Genomic DNA, 18,232 nt, shown 5'->3' on the forward strand with positions numbered 1-18,232 from the left:
CAGTGTTCCGAATAATAGTCATTGCGGAATGCATGGAATTTATTGAGCGGGATGCAAAATATCAATTTCACTAACTAAAGACCCTGATCTAGTCTGGTCCAATCGCTTTTCAGATCACGAGGATTCGCGCATGACCCAGTTCTATCTTGTCCGCCACGGGCAAGCGTCGTTCGGTACCGATAATTACGATCGCCTTTCCGAACTGGGTCACCAGCAGGCACGCTGGCTGGGCGAGTATTTTGCCGAACGCGATATGGGCTTTGATGCCCTGGTGTGCGGTGACCTGGTGCGTCACCGGGAAACCGGGGCCGGCATTTGCGAAGGCCTGGGCGTGGCCTTGCCCGAAGACATTCAGCCGGGGCTTAACGAATTCGATTTCCAGTCGCTGGTGGATGCCTATCTGACGCAGCATCCGGATCAGGTACCCGGTGAAGGGGCTCCGGTGGCGGCGTTCTACAAGGCGTTGAAAACCGCCATGAAACACTGGCGCATGGATACACTCACTGGCGATCTACCGGAAACCTGGCAGGGCTTTTCCGACCGGGTTGCCGGTGCCCGCGATCACATCCAGCAACAGTACAGCGGCAAGGACCGGGTGCTGATTGTCAGCTCTGGCGGTGCCATGGCCATGTTTATCAAGCATGTTCTGGGGGCGTCGGATGATGCGGTGGTAGAGCTGAATCTGCAGATTCGCAACAGCAGTGTGAGCCACGGCTTTTTCAATCAAAAGGTGGTGCGCATGGCCAGTTTCAATAACGTGCCGCACCTGGATCGCCCGGACCGCTTCGAGGCGATTACTTATTATTAAAGAAAGACATTCAGCACCCTTGATGGCGCCTTTGCCTGTAGCGTGAGGCGTGCTGCGTGCCGCATTTTTCAATGGGAGAGCTTCATGGATTTTCAGTACACAGAAAAAATGCAGACATTGATCGCCCAGGTGCGCGATTTCATCAACACCGAAATTCGCCCGGTGGAAGGGTTGTACCACGAGCAGCTGGAAAAGAGCCCGTGGGAAACCCCGCCGATCATGGATGAGCTGAAGGAAAAAGCCAAAGCCAAAGGTCTGTGGAACCTGTTCTTGCCCAAGGAATACGGGGAATACAGTGCCGGCTTGAGCAACCTGGAATATGCGCCCCTGGCCGAGGAAATGGGTCGCTGCCGCATCGCTTCCGAGGCGTTCAACTGTGCCGCACCGGATACCGGGAATATGGAAGTGCTGGCCAAATACGGCAACGAAGCCCAGAAGAAAGAGTGGCTGCAGCCGCTGCTGGAAGGCCGTATTCGCAGTGCCTTTGCCATGACCGAGCCGGAAGTGGCGTCTTCCGATGCCACCAACATTGAGACGCGTATCACCGAAGACGGTGATGACTACGTCATCAATGGCCGCAAGTTCTACATCAGCGGGGCCATGCGCAAGACCTGTGAAATCATGATCGTCATGGGCAAGAGCAGCCCGGACAACCCCAACCGCCACCAGCAACAATCCCAGATTCTGGTGCCCACCAATACGCCGGGGGTGAACATCGTCCGCCCGATGCAGGTGTTTGGTTACAACGATGCTCCGGAAGGCCATGCGGAAGTGATTTTCGACAACGTGCGTGTTCCCAAGGCCAACATGATTCTGGGTGAAGGCCGGGGTTTCGAAATCGCTCAAGGTCGTCTTGGCCCGGGCCGGATTCACCACTGCATGCGCCTGATTGGTGCTGCCCAGGAAGCGTTCGAGCTGATGTGCAAGCGGGTCAACCAGCGTGAAGTGTTCGGTGCGCCCATGAGCAAGCAGGGTTCCGTGCGCGAAGATATCGCCAAATCCTACTGTGAAATCGAGCAGGCCCGGCTGCTGACGCTGAAAGCGGCAGACGCCATGGATCGCGCGGGTAACAAAGACGCCAAGGATTTGATTGCTATGATCAAGGTGATTGCGCCCAATATGGCGTTAAATGTCATCGATCGGGCGATTCAGATCCACGGTGCCGTGGGCCTGAGCCAGGATACGCCGCTGGTTCACTTCTTCAGCTATGCGCGCACCCTGCGTCTGGCCGATGGCCCGGATCAGGTGCACATGATGCAGCTGGGCCGGAACATGGCCAAACAATTCGCCTGATTTCAGGTGCTGGCCCGGAGCGTTAACAGCGCTCCGGGCTTTGCTATTAGCGCAGCAGAACAGAGAAGAACAGGAGAGCTCCATGTCCCAGGTGGATACACTGGATACACAGAAACTGGCTGAATACCTAGAGCAGCATATCGACGGCTTCAAAGGCCCCATCGAAGCGGACAAGTTCGAGGGTGGTCAGTCCAACCCCACCTTCAAGATCACTGCCGCCTCCGGCGCCTATGTGCTGCGTCGTCAGCCGCCGGGCAAACTGCTCAAGTCCGCCCATGCGGTGGATCGCGAATTTCGTGTTATGGCCGCATTGAAGGACACCGATGTACCGGTGCCCAATGTGCTGCACCTGTGCGAAGACCGTGATGTTATCGGCTCCATGTTTTATGTGATGGAGTTCTGCGAAGGGCGCATCCTGTGGAGTGCCGGGCTGCCTGAAATGGGTGAGGGCGAAGCGGCGAATGCGGTGCGTGGTGAAATGTACTCGGAGATGAACCGGGTGCTGGCGGCCATGCACAGTGTGGATCTGGAGGCCGTTGGCCTGACGGATTACGGTAAGCCGGGCAATTATTTTGAGCGCCAGCTCGGCCGCTGGACCCAGCAGTACGAAGCCTCCAAGTTGCAGGAAATTCCAGCCATGGATTCGCTGATTGAATGGCTGCAGGCCAATCAGCCGGAAGACGATGGCCAGGTATCGCTGGTGCACGGTGATTACCGCCTGGACAACATGATGTGGCATCCGGAAAAACCGCAAGTCATTGCGGTGCTGGACTGGGAGTTGTCCACCCTGGGCCACCCGCTGGCGGACCTGGCGTATCAGTGCATGGGCATGCGAATGCCACAGCGTGGCGCCAAGATGGCCGGCCTGCAGGGCAAGGATCGCACCGCGCTGGGTATCCCCACCGAGAAAGAATACGTGGCCATGTATTGCGAGCGCCGGGGTATTTCCCAGATCGATAATTGGGAATTCTATCTGGCGTTCAGCTTCTTCCGTCTTGCTGCCATCTGCCAGGGGGTAGCGAAACGGGCTGAAGACGGCAATGCCTCCAACAAGCAGGCTGCCGAAGTGGGTGCCCTGGTCGAGCCGCTGGCCACCATGGCCATGCAGATCATCAACGAAGGGGCGTAAAGCCGCTTCACGCCGCACGCTGCACGCAACACGTGCGGCGCGGTGATTTCTTTTTCGAATGGCTACAGGCTGGTTCGCGTTGTTGCGTGCAGCGTGTAGCGTGAAGCTTTTTTCGGGAGAAAAACCAATGAGTACCAAGCTTTTTAACCTTGAGGGCAAGATTGCCCTGGTCACCGGTGCAAGCCGGGGTATTGGCGAAGAAATTGCCCGTCTGCTGGCAGAGCAGGGCGCTCATGTGATTGTGTCCAGCCGCAAGATTGATGGCTGTCAGGCGGTTGCTGATGCCATCAAGGCTGACGGTGGCAGCGCGGAAGCCTTTGCTTGCCATGTGGGTGAACTGGCACAGATTGAAGCAGTGTTTTCCCATATCCGTGACGTGCACGGCAAGCTGGACATCCTTGTGAATAACGCTGCCGCCAATCCGTTCTTTGGCCATATCCTGGATACCCCGGTAGATGCCTTCGACAAGACTGTCGACGTGAATCTGCGCGGCTATTTCTACATGTCGGTGGAAGGGGCCAGGTTGATGCGTGAACACGGCGGTGGTGCCATCGTGAATACCGCTTCAGTGAACGGTTTGACTCCCGGTGAAGGTCAGGGGGTCTATTCCATTTCCAAGGCGGCTGTTATCAGCATGACCAAGTCTTTCGCCAAGGAATGCGCACAGTTCAACGTGCGTGTGAATGCCTTGCTGCCGGGCCTGACCAAAACCAAGTTTGCCGGTGCCCTGTTCACCAACGAAGACATCTACAAACAAGCCCTCAGCCAGATTCCCATGCGCCGCCATGCGGAGCCAAAGGAAATGGCCGGCACAGTCCTTTACCTGGTTTCCGATGCATCCAGCTTCGTGACCGGTGAGTGTGTTGTGGTTGATGGTGGCTTTACCATTTAACACTAACGTTGCTATCAAACCGCTGTAGGAGTTCCCTTCCAGGGGACGAACCGCGCGCAGCGCGAAGGGCGTTCTCGGTATGGCAGGGCGGGATGGATTTTTAGCGTACTGCTGCTTAGCGTTTTGCCACCTTCGTTCGCGCCCTTAACGGCGCTCCTACAGCGGCTTTGTAGCAAGTGATGGATGTTGAAAGCGGAGAGTGAGTTTGCCTCGCCGCGGTTCGACGAAGGAGAACACAATGGATCCGATTCTCGATTTTACCGGCAAGACGGCACTGATTACCGGTGCCGCCAGCGGGTTTGGCAAGTTGCTGGCAGAAGAACTGGGCAAGCGCGGTGCCGCCTTGGTGCTGGGCGATATCAATATGGATGCGCTGAATCCGCTGGCCGATGCGCTGGCGGGGCAGGGCGTTAAGGTCGCTGCGTTGCGTTGTGATGTCTCCAGTGAGGCTGACTGCAAGGCCATGGTGGACACGGCGTTGTCCCAGTTCGGCCACCTGGACCTGGCGGTGAACAATGCGGGTATCGCCCACGGCTTTATTCCGTTCGCGGAGCTGACCGAAGAAGTGCTGGATCAGCAAGTTAATGTGAACGTGAAAGGCGTGATGTTCGGCATGAAGCACCAGATTGCCGCCATGAAGGCCAGCGGTGGCAGTATCGTCAACGTGAGTTCCATGGCCGGGTTGGGCGGCGCGCCCAAGATCGGTGCCTACTCGGCGGCCAAGCACGCGGTTATCGGCCTGACCCGCACGGCGGCGATCGAATATGCCAAGCGTAATATTCGCGTTAATGCGGTATGCCCGTACTACACGCACACGCCGATGGTGGATGAAGGCAACCTCTCGGAGAACAAGGACAGCGTGCATGCCATGCTGGCCGCAGGGTGCCCGATGAAGCGCCTGGGGCAACCGGAAGAAATCGTTACGGTCATGCTGATGCTGTTGTCCCCGGCCAACAGCTATATGAATGGGCAGACTCTGGCGGTGGACGGCGGTGTCTCTGCATTCTGATCGGTTTTATGCATTTCTTTGCCCTGCTGTCCAGCGGGGCGTTATTTCCTATTCAGGAAAATACTACTTTAGAACAATAGCGCCTTCAGTCTTAAGACCATAGAGTAATGGAAGATACAGGCTGTTTAGACTGGTTTGGTCATTGTTTGAGCCAGCTAAACATGGAGTCTCTGACGATAAGTACAATAACCCAGTACTTCAGGGTGACAGGAGGGCGCCGTTCATGTACCAGATCCTGATTGCAGATGATCACCCTCTTTTCCGTGAGGCTATTGCTCGTGTGATTGATGATGGTTTTCCCGGTAGCAATTTGCTGGAAGCCTCGGGGCTGGATAGTGCCTTACAAATCATCGATCAAAATGACGATATCGACTTGGTCCTATTGGACCTTAATATGCCTGGTATGCAGGGGCTGGGTGGGCTGGTGCAATTGCGAAACCAGTTCCCCGGTGTACCCGCGGTGATCGTTTCCGCCGAAGAAGATAAAAAAGTTATATTGCAAACAGTGACTTATGGGGCAGTGGGGTTCATTACGAAATCTACTCCTCGTAAGCAGATGATTAGTGCGTTAGAACAGATTCTTTCCGGTTCAATATACCTTCCCTCAGATATTATTCGATCAGGAGGGACTTCTGTGCAGACACGGCATCAGGAGCCAGGGCTATTGCCTGAGCTGTTGGAAAGCCTTACGCGTAAACAGCTCCAGGTGTTTGAAAGAATGACCAGGGGCGAATCCAACAAAATGATTGCCTACGAGCTAAGCATTGCCGAAAGTACCGTGAAAGCGCATGTATCAGCAATTCTGCGAAAGCTGGGAGCCACTAATCGTGTACAGGCGATTTTGTCAGCAAGTGATATCGATTTTGGGGCCTATTTGAAACATCCAGGTCGTATGGCGGAACAGTAGGCATGCTCTGTGGCTCGGTTTGTTATGACAAATCGAGTAACAAAAGCCCAACGACTGTTTCCTTCACTAGGACAACAATATTCCGCAGAATTAGCCAGCAAAGGCGCCAGGAAAGAGCGCGACAATAAAAATCCGGGAGAGTCTGATGACTGCCGCTCCTCTAAACGCTGTGCTAACCACGTTCAGTAATGCCGTCGATGAAGAGATTGCAGCTGCTGAGCTGGCTGCAAAGTTAAAAAACCCGAACTTGGGTTTCGTGCTGTTTTTTTGCTCAGTGGAATATGATCTTGATCGTTTGGCCGCAGCCATGCGGGACAACTTCGCTGGGATCCCCATGTCAGGCTGTACTTCCTGTGGTGAAATTACCTCCAAGGGCTATGATCAAGGATCGATTGTGGCCATAGGCTTTGATCGCCGGCTATTCACTGTCAGCCAGAAGCTTGTGGAAGATGTAGACCGTTTCGGTCTTCTCGATGCTCAACAGCTTGTTGATAGTTTGCTAACCGAGTGCAGTGACGGCGTTACCGGGACAGCATCTGAGAACAATACCTTTGTGTTGACGCTAATGGATGGACTATCAGTAAATGAAGAGATGGTTTTGGCTACCCTTAACTCGGCATTAGGCAGTATTGCTTGTTTTGGCGGTTCCGCAGGTGATGAATATCGATTAAATGGCACTTATGTCTATAGTGATGGAGGATTCACCAGCGAAGCCGCCACGGTGATAATGATTTCTACCTCATTAGATTTTGAAGTGTTCAGCACCCATCACTTAATCCCGGAAAAAAACAAGTTTGTCGTTACCTCCGCAGATCCTGAAAAACGTACCGTCTACGAATTAAACGCTGAACCGGCGGCGAAAGCCTACGCACGGCTGATTGGTGCTTCAGTTGAAGATCTGGACGATATGAAATTTGCTTGCTCGCCTTTGGCTGTACGGATTAATGATGGCTACTATGCGCGTTCAATCCAGCGAGTTAATGATGACCTTAGCCTGACGTTTTATTGTGCTGTTGAAAATGGCATCGTTTTAACAGCTATGAAAACGGACTCTTTGCTTGATGATCTTGAGACCAAACTCAGTGCTATTGAGCGTCGCATGGGGCCGTCATGGTTAACGCTAGGATGTGACTGTTGCATGCGTTATGCGCAAATTGAATCTGAGGGGTTGGTGGATCAGGCATCTGCATTGCTCCGTCGATACGGGGTGATTGGTTTTAGTACCTATGGGGAGCATGTTGACGGTATGCATCTTAACCACACGCTGACCGGGGTCGTCATTGGACAAAGAAACCGTCTCTGAGCAGGGGCCGTCAGAGGAGGGGGAACGCTCTCCCTGGGATCTCCATGAAGCACGGCTGATGGCGGAGAATGCCAGGCTGAGCAGGATTTGTGATGCCCTTATAGAAAGGGTGGAGGCCAGCAATATGGCCCCTACAGCCCCCTACGCAGCATTTCAGCATTCCGTGGTTCTGGCTGAACAGGTGCGTGAACGGACACAGGCCCTACGTGATGTAAACCAGAAACTACTGGAAGAAATCGAAGAACGTCGGCACACAGAAATGCAGTTGCGTGAAGCGCGGGAAAAAGCTGAGCAGGCTAACCTTTCCAAAACTCGCTTTGTTGCAGCAGTGAGCCATGACTTGATGCAGCCGTTGAATGCGGCACGACTTTTCACCAGTGCCTTGCAGGAAAAGCCCGATAATATGGCGTTTCAGCTTGCTCATATCGGCACGGCGCTTACTGACCTTGAGTCACTCATAACGACACTTTCAGATGCTTCCAAGCTGGATGCCGGCGTGGTGACGGCTGAGTTTGAAGTCTTTCCCTTGAGCCGCTTGCTGGATGTGCTTGCTGAAGAGTTTAGGAAAATTGCTCAGCAGAAAGGACTTCGTTTTCGCTATGTGTCTTGTGGTTCACTGGTTAGATCTGATTCACAATTATTAAGCAGAATCCTTCGTAACCTCCTTTCCAACGCGGTTCGTTATACCGAGAGCGGGTCAATTCTATTGGGGTGCCGTAAACGTGGCGCGGGCATTGAAGTCGTAGTCACTGATACAGGGATTGGTATCAGTGATGACCAGCGTAACGAGATATTTAAAGAGTTTAAACGTGGCAAGCAGGCGGTAAGGCATCATGAAAGAGGGCTCGGGCTAGGGCTGGCAATTGTAGAAAAAATTAGCGAGATACTTTCACATCCGTTGCGTTTTCATTCTCAAGAAGGGAAAGGGTCAAGCTTTGGCTTGTTGATCCCGATTGCTGAACCTGACGAATATATCCACCGGACATTGCCGGCAGATCCTTTTGTTGATCAGTCTCTGCAGGGGTTGCGTGTCTGGGTCGTGGATAACGACGAGGCAATTTGCATAGGTATGCGAACGCTGATGGAGGGTTGGGGCTGTGATGTGGTAGTGGCTGATTCTTTAGCGTCTTTACGATCCAAGGTGGACACTTGCTCTGACGACGCGGATGTCTTGCTGATGGATTATCATCTGGATCCAGGAACAGATGACGGTATTACTGTCGCAACCTTTATCAATTCCGGTCGTCAAATTCCATTACCGGTAATATTGGTAACTGCTGATCGCAGTGCAGAGTTGAAACAACGCTGTGTTCAAAATGGATTTACGCAGATTTACAAGCCGCTGAAGCCGCTGAAATTGAAAATGGCATTGAAAAGCTTATCTTGAAGGCTAAAAGGAAAGGAGGCGAGGCCTCCTCCTGATAGAAGAGAGGGCCCTAGGGTCCCGGTCCGTCTTTATACGCCCAATCAAAGGGGCAAGCGGTGCAGCCGTGCATATCCATACTCTGAAAGTTCCCATAACGCAGGTTTGCACCGTCAAGATTGGCATTGCGTAAACTGGAAAGGTTGAGCTTAACCTCTTGAAGGTTGGCATCCTGGAGGTTCGCGCCATTGAGTTTTGCTTTATTAAACCAGGCCATCTCCAGGTTGACGCCTGTCATATTGGCATTGTTCCATTCAGAACGAGTCAGCCGGCCAAACTCCAAATTCGCACCAGTTGCATCCACGTTGTGAAAAATTGCTTTCTGGGCAAACAGGTTCCAGCTTTGTATGGCAAGCAAGCGAGCGCCGGTAAGGTCTGCCATGCGCAGGTTGGTGCTCATTAGGCGCGCCCGGCTCATATTCGCGTTGCGAAGATTGGCTTTTTCTAAATTGACCCCTTTAAGGTTGCTGTGCCGCAAATCAGCGCCTTCAAGGTTGGCGCCTGCAAAGTTAGCACCCGTCAGGTCCAGGCCACTGAGATCTGCACCTTTTAGATCTGCACCAGCACATTCCGTCGCAGGCTTGAGTGAACATCCATTGTGGCTGGGGATGTCCGCGCTAAAGTCATCCGCATAAGTCCCACCGTTAAGGGCCAGAAAAGCGATTAGGGTTATTGCTCGAGGTAGCGTTATATATTTCATTTTATGCTCCTGAAAGAAGTCAGCCCGCAATGCGGGCTGACTTTTTTGTTACTTGCTCGCTAGATCCTTGGCAAATTTGGGCAGTTTAAACACCCAGAAAGAACCGCCTTGAGAGATAGGCTTGGTTAGTTCTGCCATGTCACCGCCCCAGAGAGGTACTGCACCGCCGTACCCGGCTGTTACACCAATGTACTGCTCGCCATCCATTTCCCACGTGATCGGTGGGGAAATGATCCCGGTACCGACCTGGAACTTCCACAGCTCTTCACCCGTTTTCGCGTCAAAGGCTTTGAAGTAGCCATCACCGGTACCGGTGAACACCAGGTTGCCTTTGGTTGCGAGCACGCCAGCCCAGAGAGGCATGGGTTCTTTATGTTCCCAGGCCACTTTACCGGTAGCCGGATCCATAGCACGGAGAATGCCAACGTGGTCGTCGAACAACCGTTTGATGCGGAAACCCATGCCTAAGTAGGCAGAACCAGGCTGATATTCAACCTCTTCAGTCCAGTAATCTTCTTTCCAGTGGTTGGCAGGAACGTAGAACAGGCCCGTGTCCTGGCTATACGCCATAGGGTTCCAGTTCTTGCCGCCAAGGAAGGGAGGAGAGACTTCCGCTGCAGGGGATCGGGTTTCGCCATCCTTGAGACGTGCAGGACGCTGACCATCGACTTCAATGGGGCGGCCGGTATCCAGATCAATACCTTTAGCCCAAGTAATGCCGTCTACGAATGGGAATGCATTGAGAAGTTTACCGTTAGCACGGTCGGTCACATAGAAGAAACCATTGCGGTCAGCGTGAGCGCCGGCTTTATGTTTCTTGCCTTTCTTGTCCTTGTAGTCAAAGAGAACGATTTCGTTATTACCCGAGAAATCCCAGGCATCGTTAGGTGTATGTTGATAGAACCACTTGATTTCACCGGTAGTTGGATCAACACCGACTTGGCCTGATGTGTATAGGCTATCGTAGTCGGCAGGGTCACCGTCTGGTGCAGTACGCGCCCAGCCGTTCCAGGGAGCCGGGTTGCCAGCGCCGATGATGATGGTGTTGGTTGATGCATCAAAGGTAGCGCTTTGCCATGGTGCACCACCACCTTGGCTCCAGGCTTTCACTTTACCTGTTTCTGTATTGGGGTCATCAGGCCAGCTAGGCGCTCTGGGATCACCACTCGGGGTGCTGTCTTCACCGTTAAGGCGGCCAACGTGCCCTTCCACAAAAGGACGCATCCAGACTTCTTCGCCCGTTGCAGGGTCGCGGGCAAACAGTTTCCCGACAACACCAAATTCGTCACCGGAAGAGCCATGAATTAACAAAACCTTACCGGTTTTTTGATCTTTAACAATGGTTGGCGCGCCAGTCATTGTATAACCGACTTTATGATCGCCGAACTTTTTACGCCAAACGACCTTACCCGTGTCTTTGTTCAGAGCCACTACGCTGGCATCAAGAGTGCCAAAGAAAATGTTGTCGCCATAAATGGCGGCACCGCGGTTTACAACATCACAGCAAGGACGAATGTCGTCAGGTAGACGATGTGAATAAGTCCAGATGCGTTTTCCAGTTTTGGCATCAACAGCGAAAATACGGGAGTAGGAACCCGTTACGTAGATCACGCCTTCATGCACAAGGGCTTGAGATTCCTGGCCTCGCTGCTTTTCATCACCGAATGAGTAAGACCAGGCGGGGGTAAGCATAGAGACATTTTCGCTATTAATGTCCGCTAACGTGCTGTATCGCTGGGCGCTGGTGCCCATGCCATACATTAGAACATCTTCAGTGGTTTTATGGTCATTGGCGATATCTTTCCAGGTGACCCCTTCTTCAGCAATAACTGTCCCGCTACTGCATGCGGTCAGCATGGTGGACATCGATATGACACCGATCATGCGGGACAGTCTCCCGCGATGCGGTGGGTTGTGGGTTGTTTTACTCATAACGCAGCCTCTGCTTTGATTTTAATATCTGATCACACTGGCAGAAATGCGATCAGGGTATGGAAAGTTACGGCGTGCCAGTTATCGATAATCCCCAGCAACGCGGTGTATCCATTCAGGCAGAGAGAGGGGGATGCAAGATACCGTCAGTGGAAGTAAATGATCTAACCATTTGGGTCTACGACTAAGGGAGTACGCATGATGGCCCGAAGGGCTAGTGCTGAATCTGTCAGGTGACTGTTAGATTAATTTCCATAATGCAATCCATTGGTTGGAGTGAAGTATGAATGTAATGATGCGCATAGTGGGAAGTGTGGCCTTATTAGGTTGCTCTGTGGTGGTCCATGGCCACGGTAATGTGACTCCACAAGGCGTAGATCTTCGCGGGTTGGAGACTCTTGGTGAGGAGTGGCGCGATACCAACCCTTACCGTGAAGATCATCCGCAGCATGAATTGGCTGTGGATATTGGCAGCTCTGCGTATAACCAGAACTGTGCAGCTTGTCATGGCCTGGAAGCCAAGTCGGGAGGTATAGCGCCTGATCTGCGAGAGCTGGAAAACGGTGATTACGGTGACGAATGGTACAAAGAACGGGTTGTAAATGGAGCTGTGCGCGATGGTCGCGTTCTGATGCCGAAAATGGCCGATTATCTCAGTCAGGAAGCTTTGTGGGCTATCCGAACCTGGCTTGAGACGGTCAGCATGGAAACAATGGGACAGTAAAATGCGATCTGTAATGGTGTTTCCCGGGCTACTGTTCCTTCTACTTATCAGTATAAGTTCAGCGCAAGAGAACAATACTAATCAAGATAAGGATCCTCTTGATTCATTCATGTGGGAGCTATATCAGGATCGTTATCTGTCCAACGCACCAGTACATTTTGACTCGAGAGTGAAAATAACCGCCCCTGATTTTGCCGAAGACTCAGGGCAGGTTCCGGTAGAAATAGATGCCAGTCATCTTAATGGCAAGTTTGAAAAAATGCTGCTTTGGGTTGAGCTCAACCCTATACCTATGGTTTTTGAGTACAACCCCGGTACACAAGGGCTGGCAAAAGTAGGGTTGAATATCCGCCTGGAGCAAGGCTCTCCTGTCAGGGTGGCCTTGTTAAGCCAGGGTGTATGGCATGTTGGAAGCACTTTTATTGACGGCGCAGGGGGTGGTTGTTCAACACCAGGTATCGCTAATTCCGGCAAGAATTGGTCCAAAGATTTTGGTCAGGTTAGAGGGCGCAGGTTTCCTGCCAAGCAGGGTAGTCGGCTTCGTTTTTTGATTATTCATCCGATGGAAAGCGGTCTCCTTCCCAGTGAGATCCCTTTCTATATCGAAGAGCTGAAAATCAGCAGTAAAGGGGAAACGGTTGCGGATATGAAATGGCATGCCTCCATTAGTGAAAATCCAGTTTTAACGATTGAAATGAAAGGCGATGAAAGAACCCCATACAAGATGAAGGCTAGAGATAACAATGCTAATTTACTGGAATCACAAATTTGATTATCGAGTCTTGTTATCGTTAGCTACTTTGTTTCTTGCGGCAATTTCGGCCCCAGTGCATGGAGAAGATCTTAATATTCATCAAGTTGCGGAAAATGTATGGATGGTCCAGGGGGTGCCAGAGGAGCTTAGTGAAGAAAATAGGGGTGACATAAGTAACAGCTCATTCATTGCCACGGGGAATGGGGTAGTGGTAATCGATACGGGGGCAACAGCTGCGTACGGTCGGAGGTTCAGAGAGGCTATTTCAGAATATACCGATGAGCCCGTTCGCTGGGTGATCAATACCCACCATCACCCGGATCATACCTTTGGTAATAGTGCATTTTCAGATGTGCCGATAATGGCGCTTTCTGAAACACGAAATTTGTTAATGAAAAATGGTGATTTTTTTCTCAAAACAGTGCACGAACGTGTGGGAATATCTAGCGAAGACACGGTTGTTATTTTACCTAGTGTTACTGTTGAAGGTGGGGTGAAGAGTTTTTCTGGATACCCACTAAAATTAATCAGGTTTTCTGGTCATAGTGGCAATGATCTCGTTGTATATGACCCTCTGACAAAAATTCTGTTTGCCGGGGACATGCTGTTTTGGAACCGCGCACCAACCACTCCTCACTCTCCTGGAATTGATATCTGGCTGGAAGAAATAGACCGACTAGCAGAGCTAAACCCAGCAGTGATCATTCCCGGCCATGGCCCTCTCGCTCATGATTCGGGGCCGATTGAGCAGACACGTGCATGGCTTGTATGGCTTGACTCCCTGATGAGAGAAGGAGTTGCTGCTGGACGTTCTGCTAATGCGCTTATAGATAGTGATATTCCTGAACTGCTTTCTGATATCCCGATGGCAAAGTTTGAGCTAACCCGAAGTATTAGTCATTTCTATCGAAAATATGAAGATTCATGGTGGGAAAACGCTAACCGTTAAGACCAAATGAGGAGAAGAATTACTCCCTTGGTAGCATGCGTACTTGGGCCTCATCATCCTATTCTGACTATGCAGGCGCTACTTATCAAAGCGCGGACGTCAAGCAATTAGAAGAGGAATCAGGCAATGATTTATGCAAATCCTGGTAGCGAAGGTTCAGTTGTCTCGTTTAAAGAGCGTTACGAAAACTATATTGGGGGTGAGTGGGTTGCACCGGTGAAAGGACAATATTTCGATAATGTTAGTCCGGTAAATGGTAACGTTTTCTGTGAGGTGGCCAGATCAAGTGCGGAAGACGTGGATTTGGCTCTGGATGCCGCTCACCGAGTTGCTGGGGAATGGGGAAAAACCTCAGCGACAGAACGTAGCAACATATTGTTGAAAATCGCGGATCGTATTGAGCAGAACCTCGAGGCTCTGGCGGTCGCAGAAACGTGGGATAACGGTAAAGCTGTACGCGAAACATTGAATGCCGATTTGCCCCTGGCAGTTGACCATTTTCGCTATTTCGCTGGCTGTATTCGTGCCCAAGAAGGGTCTGCTGCAGAGATCGACTCAAATACAGTGGCTTACCACTTCCATGAACCTCTTGGGGTTGTTGGGCAAATCATTCCATGGAACTTTCCAATCTTGATGGCTACATGGAAGTTGGCTCCAGCGCTAGCGGCGGGTAACTGCATTGTTTTGAAGCCTGCCGAGCAAACTCCGGTTTCCATTCTCAAGGTAATGGAGTGTATTGGCGATTTGCTGCCTGCTGGTGTCCTGAATGTGGTGAACGGGTACGGTCAAGAGGCTGGTCAGGCTCTGGCATCCAGCAAGCGTATTGCAAAAATCGCCTTTACCGGTTCAACCCCTGTGGGATCTCACATTCTAAAGTGTGCTGCCGAGAATATTATCCCCTCTACTGTAGAGTTGGGTGGAAAATCTCCAAATGTTTACTTCGCAGATATTATGAACGCAGAAGAGTCGTTTATTGATAAAGCTGTTGAGGGTTTGGTTTTGGCTTATTTTAATCAAGGCGAAGTTTGTACTTGTCCTTCTCGCGCCTTGGTCCAAGAGAGTATGTACGACGACTTTATCGAGCGCGTACTGAAACGAATCAAGACGATCAAGCGTGGTAATCCGCTTGATACTGAAACTCAAGTAGGTGCACAGGCTTCTCGAGAGCAGTATGACAAAATTATGTCGTACATGAGTATTGCTAAAGAAGAAGGTGCAACGGTACTTGCGGGTGGTGGAAGTGAATCTCTTGAAGGGGACTTTGGTAACGGCTTCTATATCCAGCCGACCCTCCTTAAAGGTCACAATAAAATGCGCGTTTTCCAGGAGGAAATTTTTGGTCCAGTTGTAGGTGTGACTACCTTTAAGGACGAAACGGAAGCACTGCAGATCGCCAATGATACTGAATTTGGTCTTGGGGCTGGTGTATGGAGTCGCGATATGAACGTTGCCTTCAGGATGGGACGTGGCATTCAGGCAGGTCGAGTCTGGACTAACTGTTATCACGCTTATCCAGCACATGCGGCCTTTGGTGGATATAAAAAATCAGGCATCGGTCGTGAGACTCACAAGATGATCCTTGACCACTATCAGCAAACAAAGAACTTGCTGGTTAGCTACGATACCAATCCGCTTGGTTTTTTCTGAATGATTTCTCCTGGTCGTCCGTCTTGACGTCTTTTTGCCGCCCTCAGGGCGGCTTTTTTATTGTTGTGAGAATGAAAAATGCTTGAACTTCCTGATAAGCAAGATAACCCGTGGGCAGTTCTCTCGATATCCAATTCCTGGAAGACCCTTCCACCTATGCTGTGGTCAGCCCAGGCGCCAGAATTCTCGCCTGTGGAAGATTTGATTGATATTTCGCCTATGGCGCTACGTTTATTGCAGCTCGATGTTCAGCAGCTCCGGACCCATGTTGAAGGCGTCTCAACGTTGAAAAACCTTCATGCTGGAAACATTCTCTTGCCCGGTATGTCTCCGTTGGCACAAAAGTATGCAGGACATCGCCATGGGATATTCAACGATCGTATTGGTGATGGAAGGTCTTTGCTCTTGGGGGAAGTGGCTACGCCGTTAGGCCGTATGGAAATGTACTTAAAGGGTGGAGGAAGAACCCCTTATGCTCTTAGGGGCGATGGTTATTTGGGGTTGCGTAGTGCGATCAAGGAATATCTTGTCAGTCACGCTCTCTATGGTATCGGGATACCAACCAGTCTTCCGCTAAGTCTTTGTAATCATGAAAGAAAAATTTTCCGTAATCAGTTGGAGAAGTCTGCAACCGTGATCAGCCTTTCTCCATCTCATGCTCGAGTTGGCCATTTCGAATGGCTGGCTGCCAGGGGGAGTGCTGCAGGCATGAAGGCTTTGATTGCCCACCTTGGTGGTTGTTATGGCGAAGGTGGTGATATGAGCGTGGAGCAGTTTTTTAAACATTCTGTGCAACGCACAGCTCATCTTGCTGCTGCGTGGCAGGTCTGGGGGTTTGTTGCTGGCACACTGAATACCGATGATATTTCCGCTCTAGGTGTGACTCTTGATCCCGGCTCAGGAGCTTTTCTGGAATCTTGCCAGGCTTCACTGACAGAAGACTGCGATGCAGTTGACAGTGTATATGCATTTTCTTCTCAGTCAGAATCTATCAGGTTTGGTCTTGAGGTGTTGGGCAGGGCATTACGACTGCTGCTGCACGAAGAGCAAATAAACGCCATATTAGAGAGCTTTGATGATCAGCTTGAAAAAGCGATGCTATGTGGCATGCGCTCTCGCTTGGGGTTGATGATGTCGAGAGATGAAGATTCAGCATTGATTAACCAGTGGCTATCCATCCTGCATCGCAAGGGGGCAGATTACAATTCTTCATTCCGTTATTTAATGGAATGGAAAGATGATGAATCCAGTGACCACTATTTGGCTGATAAGTTAGGTCTTGAGCGTAACGATAGACTTCTGGGTGAGTGGTTAAATGATTATCGTAAACGTCTTGAAAATGAATGTTTTACCTACCGTGAACGCTACCGTTTCATGGCTGGAGTTAATCCGATAACAATGCTTAGAGAGCGCGATATTTGTGACGTTAGTGCTGCTGTGGAGGCCGGCGATTTCATCCCTTTGGCTCGTTTGAGAAAGCGAATTACACAGCCGTACCATAATTTTCTTCAATAAAAAAAGGGTGAGAGCCTTGGCGCTCACCCTTTGATATTTAGGGATTATCAATTACCAGGCTACAGTGGCCCCCACTGCAAGTGTGTCAGTTGTTTCTATTTCGCCTACTACTTCGTCATCCAACTCAACACGACTGAAGTTGGTTACCAGGTTAAGATAATCATTTGCTGCGTAGCTTATAATTACGCCTTTATTTTCGTAATCAATCGCTGTTCCACCAGTAACGCCATCATCTTCGGTCCGGCCATAGGTTCCTGCAACTCGCATTTTTCCGATTTGATAACCCGCTTGCATAAGGTGGCCATTGCTATCAACTTCCTGGAGAGGGAGTTGGCCGGCATTATTTGTGAACAAAGGGTGGATGCCTGTAGCATCAAAACCGGAAGCGGTGAGGGTTAAATTCGCGACTTTAATTTGGGCGCCGTAGCCTACGCCTTCTGAGGTGATATCAGCAACGGTACTATCAGTATTTTCTGAGTTCTGATAAGCGCCATTAACCCACGTATAAACCTCCATTCCCGCAATTTCTGCCTGGTAGCTGATTTCACTTTCTACTCTTGGGGTGTCTTGATATGCCTTCCCTGGAGCACCCACTTCATTGGTGTCGTATGGGTCTAGAATGCCGATCGCAATGTTCAGGCCGCCCATTTCAGGGCTCCGCCAGGTGATCTGCGAGCTGGGGAAGGGGTAGGGGTAGCCGGTGCCGATATTCCCGAAAGATACGCCTCCGCCATCAACGAGGCCCACGACATCGCTGGAATGGCCAAACCCTGTGAGCAATTCGTCTCGGAGGATGTTGGAACGGGCAAAGAGCCCGAAATCTTTACCAATAAGCACCTCGCCGAAGCTGCCACCAATAGTTCCATAAAACTGACGTACATCAATAGCCGTGCCGGTGGCGGCAGTTTCACTGTCATTAATGGTGACCCAGAAGGACGACCTTGCACCCAGTGTAAGATCGCCTATTTCTCGCTTCATATTGAAGCCAATATAGTTTGGCAGGAAACCCATTTTAACTCTGGATTGTCTGCGATCGAATTGATCGCCGGCACGGTCTACATCGTTGTTTACATAAAAGGCATTAATGTAACCGTCAGTGCTGAAGCTGGTTCCGTCATCGTCATACAGTGTTATTTCGGCATTGGCTGGCTGCACTGCGAGGAGGGGTAGAAGGCATAATGCCGACCGGGATAGAGTTGTTACTCTGGTTTTTTTCATCTTACGCTCCCTGAAGTTTCTATCATGTG

Annotated in this window: 16 protein-coding genes; 13 read left to right on the plus strand and 3 right to left on the minus strand. The window is 51.0% G+C overall.

What is annotated here, in order from left to right:
• Positions 1-130: 130 nt before the first annotated feature.
• The 8 genes from ADG881_RS16755 (at position 131) to ADG881_RS16790 (ending at position 8,728) form a co-directional block, all read left to right on the plus strand.
• Complete coding sequence (locus ADG881_RS16755) at positions 131-808, plus strand: histidine phosphatase family protein (protein ID WP_007150389.1); 678 nt, start codon at positions 131-133, stop codon at positions 806-808.
• Positions 809-892: 84 nt separating this feature from the next.
• On the plus strand, positions 893-2,101 hold the full coding sequence (locus ADG881_RS16760) for an acyl-CoA dehydrogenase family protein (RefSeq protein WP_007150816.1): 1,209 nt from the start codon (positions 893-895) through the stop codon (positions 2,099-2,101).
• Positions 2,102-2,183: 82 nt separating this feature from the next.
• Positions 2,184-3,230 (plus strand): phosphotransferase family protein, encoded by a 1,047-nt coding sequence (locus tag ADG881_RS16765; RefSeq protein ID WP_007148448.1) that lies wholly within the window; start codon positions 2,184-2,186, stop codon positions 3,228-3,230.
• Positions 3,231-3,357: 127 nt separating this feature from the next.
• Complete coding sequence (locus ADG881_RS16770; RefSeq protein ID WP_039927019.1) at positions 3,358-4,122, plus strand: SDR family oxidoreductase; 765 nt, start codon at positions 3,358-3,360, stop codon at positions 4,120-4,122.
• Positions 4,123-4,360: 238 nt separating this feature from the next.
• Positions 4,361-5,131: an SDR family NAD(P)-dependent oxidoreductase gene (locus tag ADG881_RS16775; RefSeq protein WP_007150678.1), complete on the plus strand. Its 771-nt coding sequence runs from the start codon at positions 4,361-4,363 to the stop codon at positions 5,129-5,131.
• Between the two features lie 223 nt (positions 5,132-5,354).
• Positions 5,355-6,038 carry a response regulator transcription factor gene (locus tag ADG881_RS16780; RefSeq protein WP_007149629.1) on the plus strand — a complete coding sequence of 228 codons (684 nt, stop codon included), beginning with the start codon at positions 5,355-5,357 and terminating at the stop codon, positions 6,036-6,038.
• Between the two features lie 145 nt (positions 6,039-6,183).
• Entirely contained in the window at positions 6,184-7,341 is a 1,158-nt protein-coding gene (nosP, locus tag ADG881_RS16785) for a nitric oxide-sensing protein NosP (RefSeq protein ID WP_039927021.1), read from the plus strand.
• Complete coding sequence (locus tag ADG881_RS16790; RefSeq protein WP_039927023.1) at positions 7,319-8,728, plus strand: hybrid sensor histidine kinase/response regulator; 1,410 nt, start codon at positions 7,319-7,321, stop codon at positions 8,726-8,728. Before nosP ends, ADG881_RS16790 begins: the two co-directional genes overlap by 23 nt.
• Positions 8,729-8,777: 49 nt before the next feature.
• Here ADG881_RS16790 and ADG881_RS16795 read toward each other — a convergent pair whose 3' ends face one another.
• Together ADG881_RS16795 and ADG881_RS16800 are read right to left on the minus strand one after the other, a co-directional pair.
• Positions 8,778-9,464, minus strand: a complete 687-nt coding sequence (locus tag ADG881_RS16795) for a pentapeptide repeat-containing protein (RefSeq protein ID WP_007149353.1) — start codon at positions 9,462-9,464, stop codon at positions 8,778-8,780.
• Positions 9,465-9,512: 48 nt separating this feature from the next.
• Positions 9,513-11,330 (minus strand): PQQ-dependent methanol/ethanol family dehydrogenase, encoded by a 1,818-nt coding sequence (locus ADG881_RS16800; RefSeq protein ID WP_007151466.1) that lies wholly within the window; start codon positions 11,328-11,330, stop codon positions 9,513-9,515.
• 358 nt (positions 11,331-11,688) lie between these two features.
• On the opposite strand from ADG881_RS16800, the gene pedF reads away from it, so the two are divergent.
• The 5 genes from pedF (at position 11,689) to ADG881_RS16825 (ending at position 16,985) form a co-directional block, all read left to right on the plus strand.
• A complete protein-coding gene (gene pedF, locus ADG881_RS16805; RefSeq protein WP_232211776.1) occupies positions 11,689-12,120 on the plus strand; it encodes a cytochrome c-550 PedF in 432 nt (143 codons plus the stop codon).
• Between the two features lies 1 nt (position 12,121).
• Positions 12,122-12,892, plus strand: coding sequence for a quinoprotein dehydrogenase-associated SoxYZ-like carrier (locus ADG881_RS16810; protein ID WP_050760184.1), 771 nt, complete (start codon positions 12,122-12,124; stop codon positions 12,890-12,892).
• Positions 12,864-13,823 (plus strand): quinoprotein relay system zinc metallohydrolase 1, encoded by a 960-nt coding sequence (locus ADG881_RS16815; RefSeq protein ID WP_039927029.1) that lies wholly within the window; start codon positions 12,864-12,866, stop codon positions 13,821-13,823. The genes ADG881_RS16810 and ADG881_RS16815 overlap by 29 nt, the downstream gene beginning before the upstream one ends.
• Positions 13,824-13,949: 126 nt before the next feature.
• Complete coding sequence (locus ADG881_RS16820; RefSeq protein ID WP_007151045.1) at positions 13,950-15,470, plus strand: aldehyde dehydrogenase family protein; 1,521 nt, start codon at positions 13,950-13,952, stop codon at positions 15,468-15,470.
• Positions 15,471-15,548: 78 nt separating this feature from the next.
• Positions 15,549-16,985 (plus strand): protein adenylyltransferase SelO family protein, encoded by a 1,437-nt coding sequence (locus tag ADG881_RS16825; RefSeq protein ID WP_007150138.1) that lies wholly within the window; start codon positions 15,549-15,551, stop codon positions 16,983-16,985.
• A gap of 51 nt (positions 16,986-17,036) precedes the next feature.
• Here ADG881_RS16825 and ADG881_RS16830 read toward each other — a convergent pair whose 3' ends face one another.
• Entirely contained in the window at positions 17,037-18,203 is a 1,167-nt protein-coding gene (locus ADG881_RS16830; protein ID WP_007148654.1) for a porin, read from the minus strand.
• Positions 18,204-18,232: the final 29 nt, after the last annotated feature.

This window comes from Alcanivorax sp. DG881, assembly GCF_000155615.1.
Lineage (GTDB): Bacteria > Pseudomonadota > Gammaproteobacteria > Pseudomonadales > Alcanivoracaceae > Alcanivorax.

Bases quoted from the DNA above. Each gene is read 5' to 3' on its own strand.
- ADG881_RS16820 (WP_007151045.1), top strand. From the start codon at position 13,950: ATGATTTATGCAAATCCTGGTAGCGAAGGTTCAGTTGTCTCGTTTAAA.
- ADG881_RS16815 (WP_039927029.1), top strand. From the start codon at position 12,864: ATGCTAATTTACTGGAATCACAAATTTGATTATCGAGTCTTGTTATCG.
- ADG881_RS16795 (WP_007149353.1), bottom strand. From the start codon at position 9,464: ATGAAATATATAACGCTACCTCGAGCAATAACCCTAATCGCTTTTCTG.
- ADG881_RS16760 (WP_007150816.1), top strand. From the start codon at position 893: ATGGATTTTCAGTACACAGAAAAAATGCAGACATTGATCGCCCAGGTG.
- ADG881_RS16800 (WP_007151466.1), bottom strand. From the start codon at position 11,330: ATGTCCACCATGCTGACCGCATGCAGTAGCGGGACAGTTATTGCTGAA.
- pedF (WP_232211776.1), top strand. From the start codon at position 11,689: ATGATGCGCATAGTGGGAAGTGTGGCCTTATTAGGTTGCTCTGTGGTG.
- ADG881_RS16755 (WP_007150389.1), top strand. From the start codon at position 131: ATGACCCAGTTCTATCTTGTCCGCCACGGGCAAGCGTCGTTCGGTACC.
- nosP (WP_039927021.1), top strand. From the start codon at position 6,184: ATGACTGCCGCTCCTCTAAACGCTGTGCTAACCACGTTCAGTAATGCC.
- ADG881_RS16825 (WP_007150138.1), top strand. From the start codon at position 15,549: ATGCTTGAACTTCCTGATAAGCAAGATAACCCGTGGGCAGTTCTCTCG.
- ADG881_RS16810 (WP_050760184.1), top strand. From the start codon at position 12,122: ATGCGATCTGTAATGGTGTTTCCCGGGCTACTGTTCCTTCTACTTATC.
- ADG881_RS16770 (WP_039927019.1), top strand. From the start codon at position 3,358: ATGAGTACCAAGCTTTTTAACCTTGAGGGCAAGATTGCCCTGGTCACC.
- ADG881_RS16830 (WP_007148654.1), bottom strand. From the start codon at position 18,203: ATGAAAAAAACCAGAGTAACAACTCTATCCCGGTCGGCATTATGCCTT.
- ADG881_RS16765 (WP_007148448.1), top strand. From the start codon at position 2,184: ATGTCCCAGGTGGATACACTGGATACACAGAAACTGGCTGAATACCTA.
- ADG881_RS16780 (WP_007149629.1), top strand. From the start codon at position 5,355: ATGTACCAGATCCTGATTGCAGATGATCACCCTCTTTTCCGTGAGGCT.
- ADG881_RS16775 (WP_007150678.1), top strand. From the start codon at position 4,361: ATGGATCCGATTCTCGATTTTACCGGCAAGACGGCACTGATTACCGGT.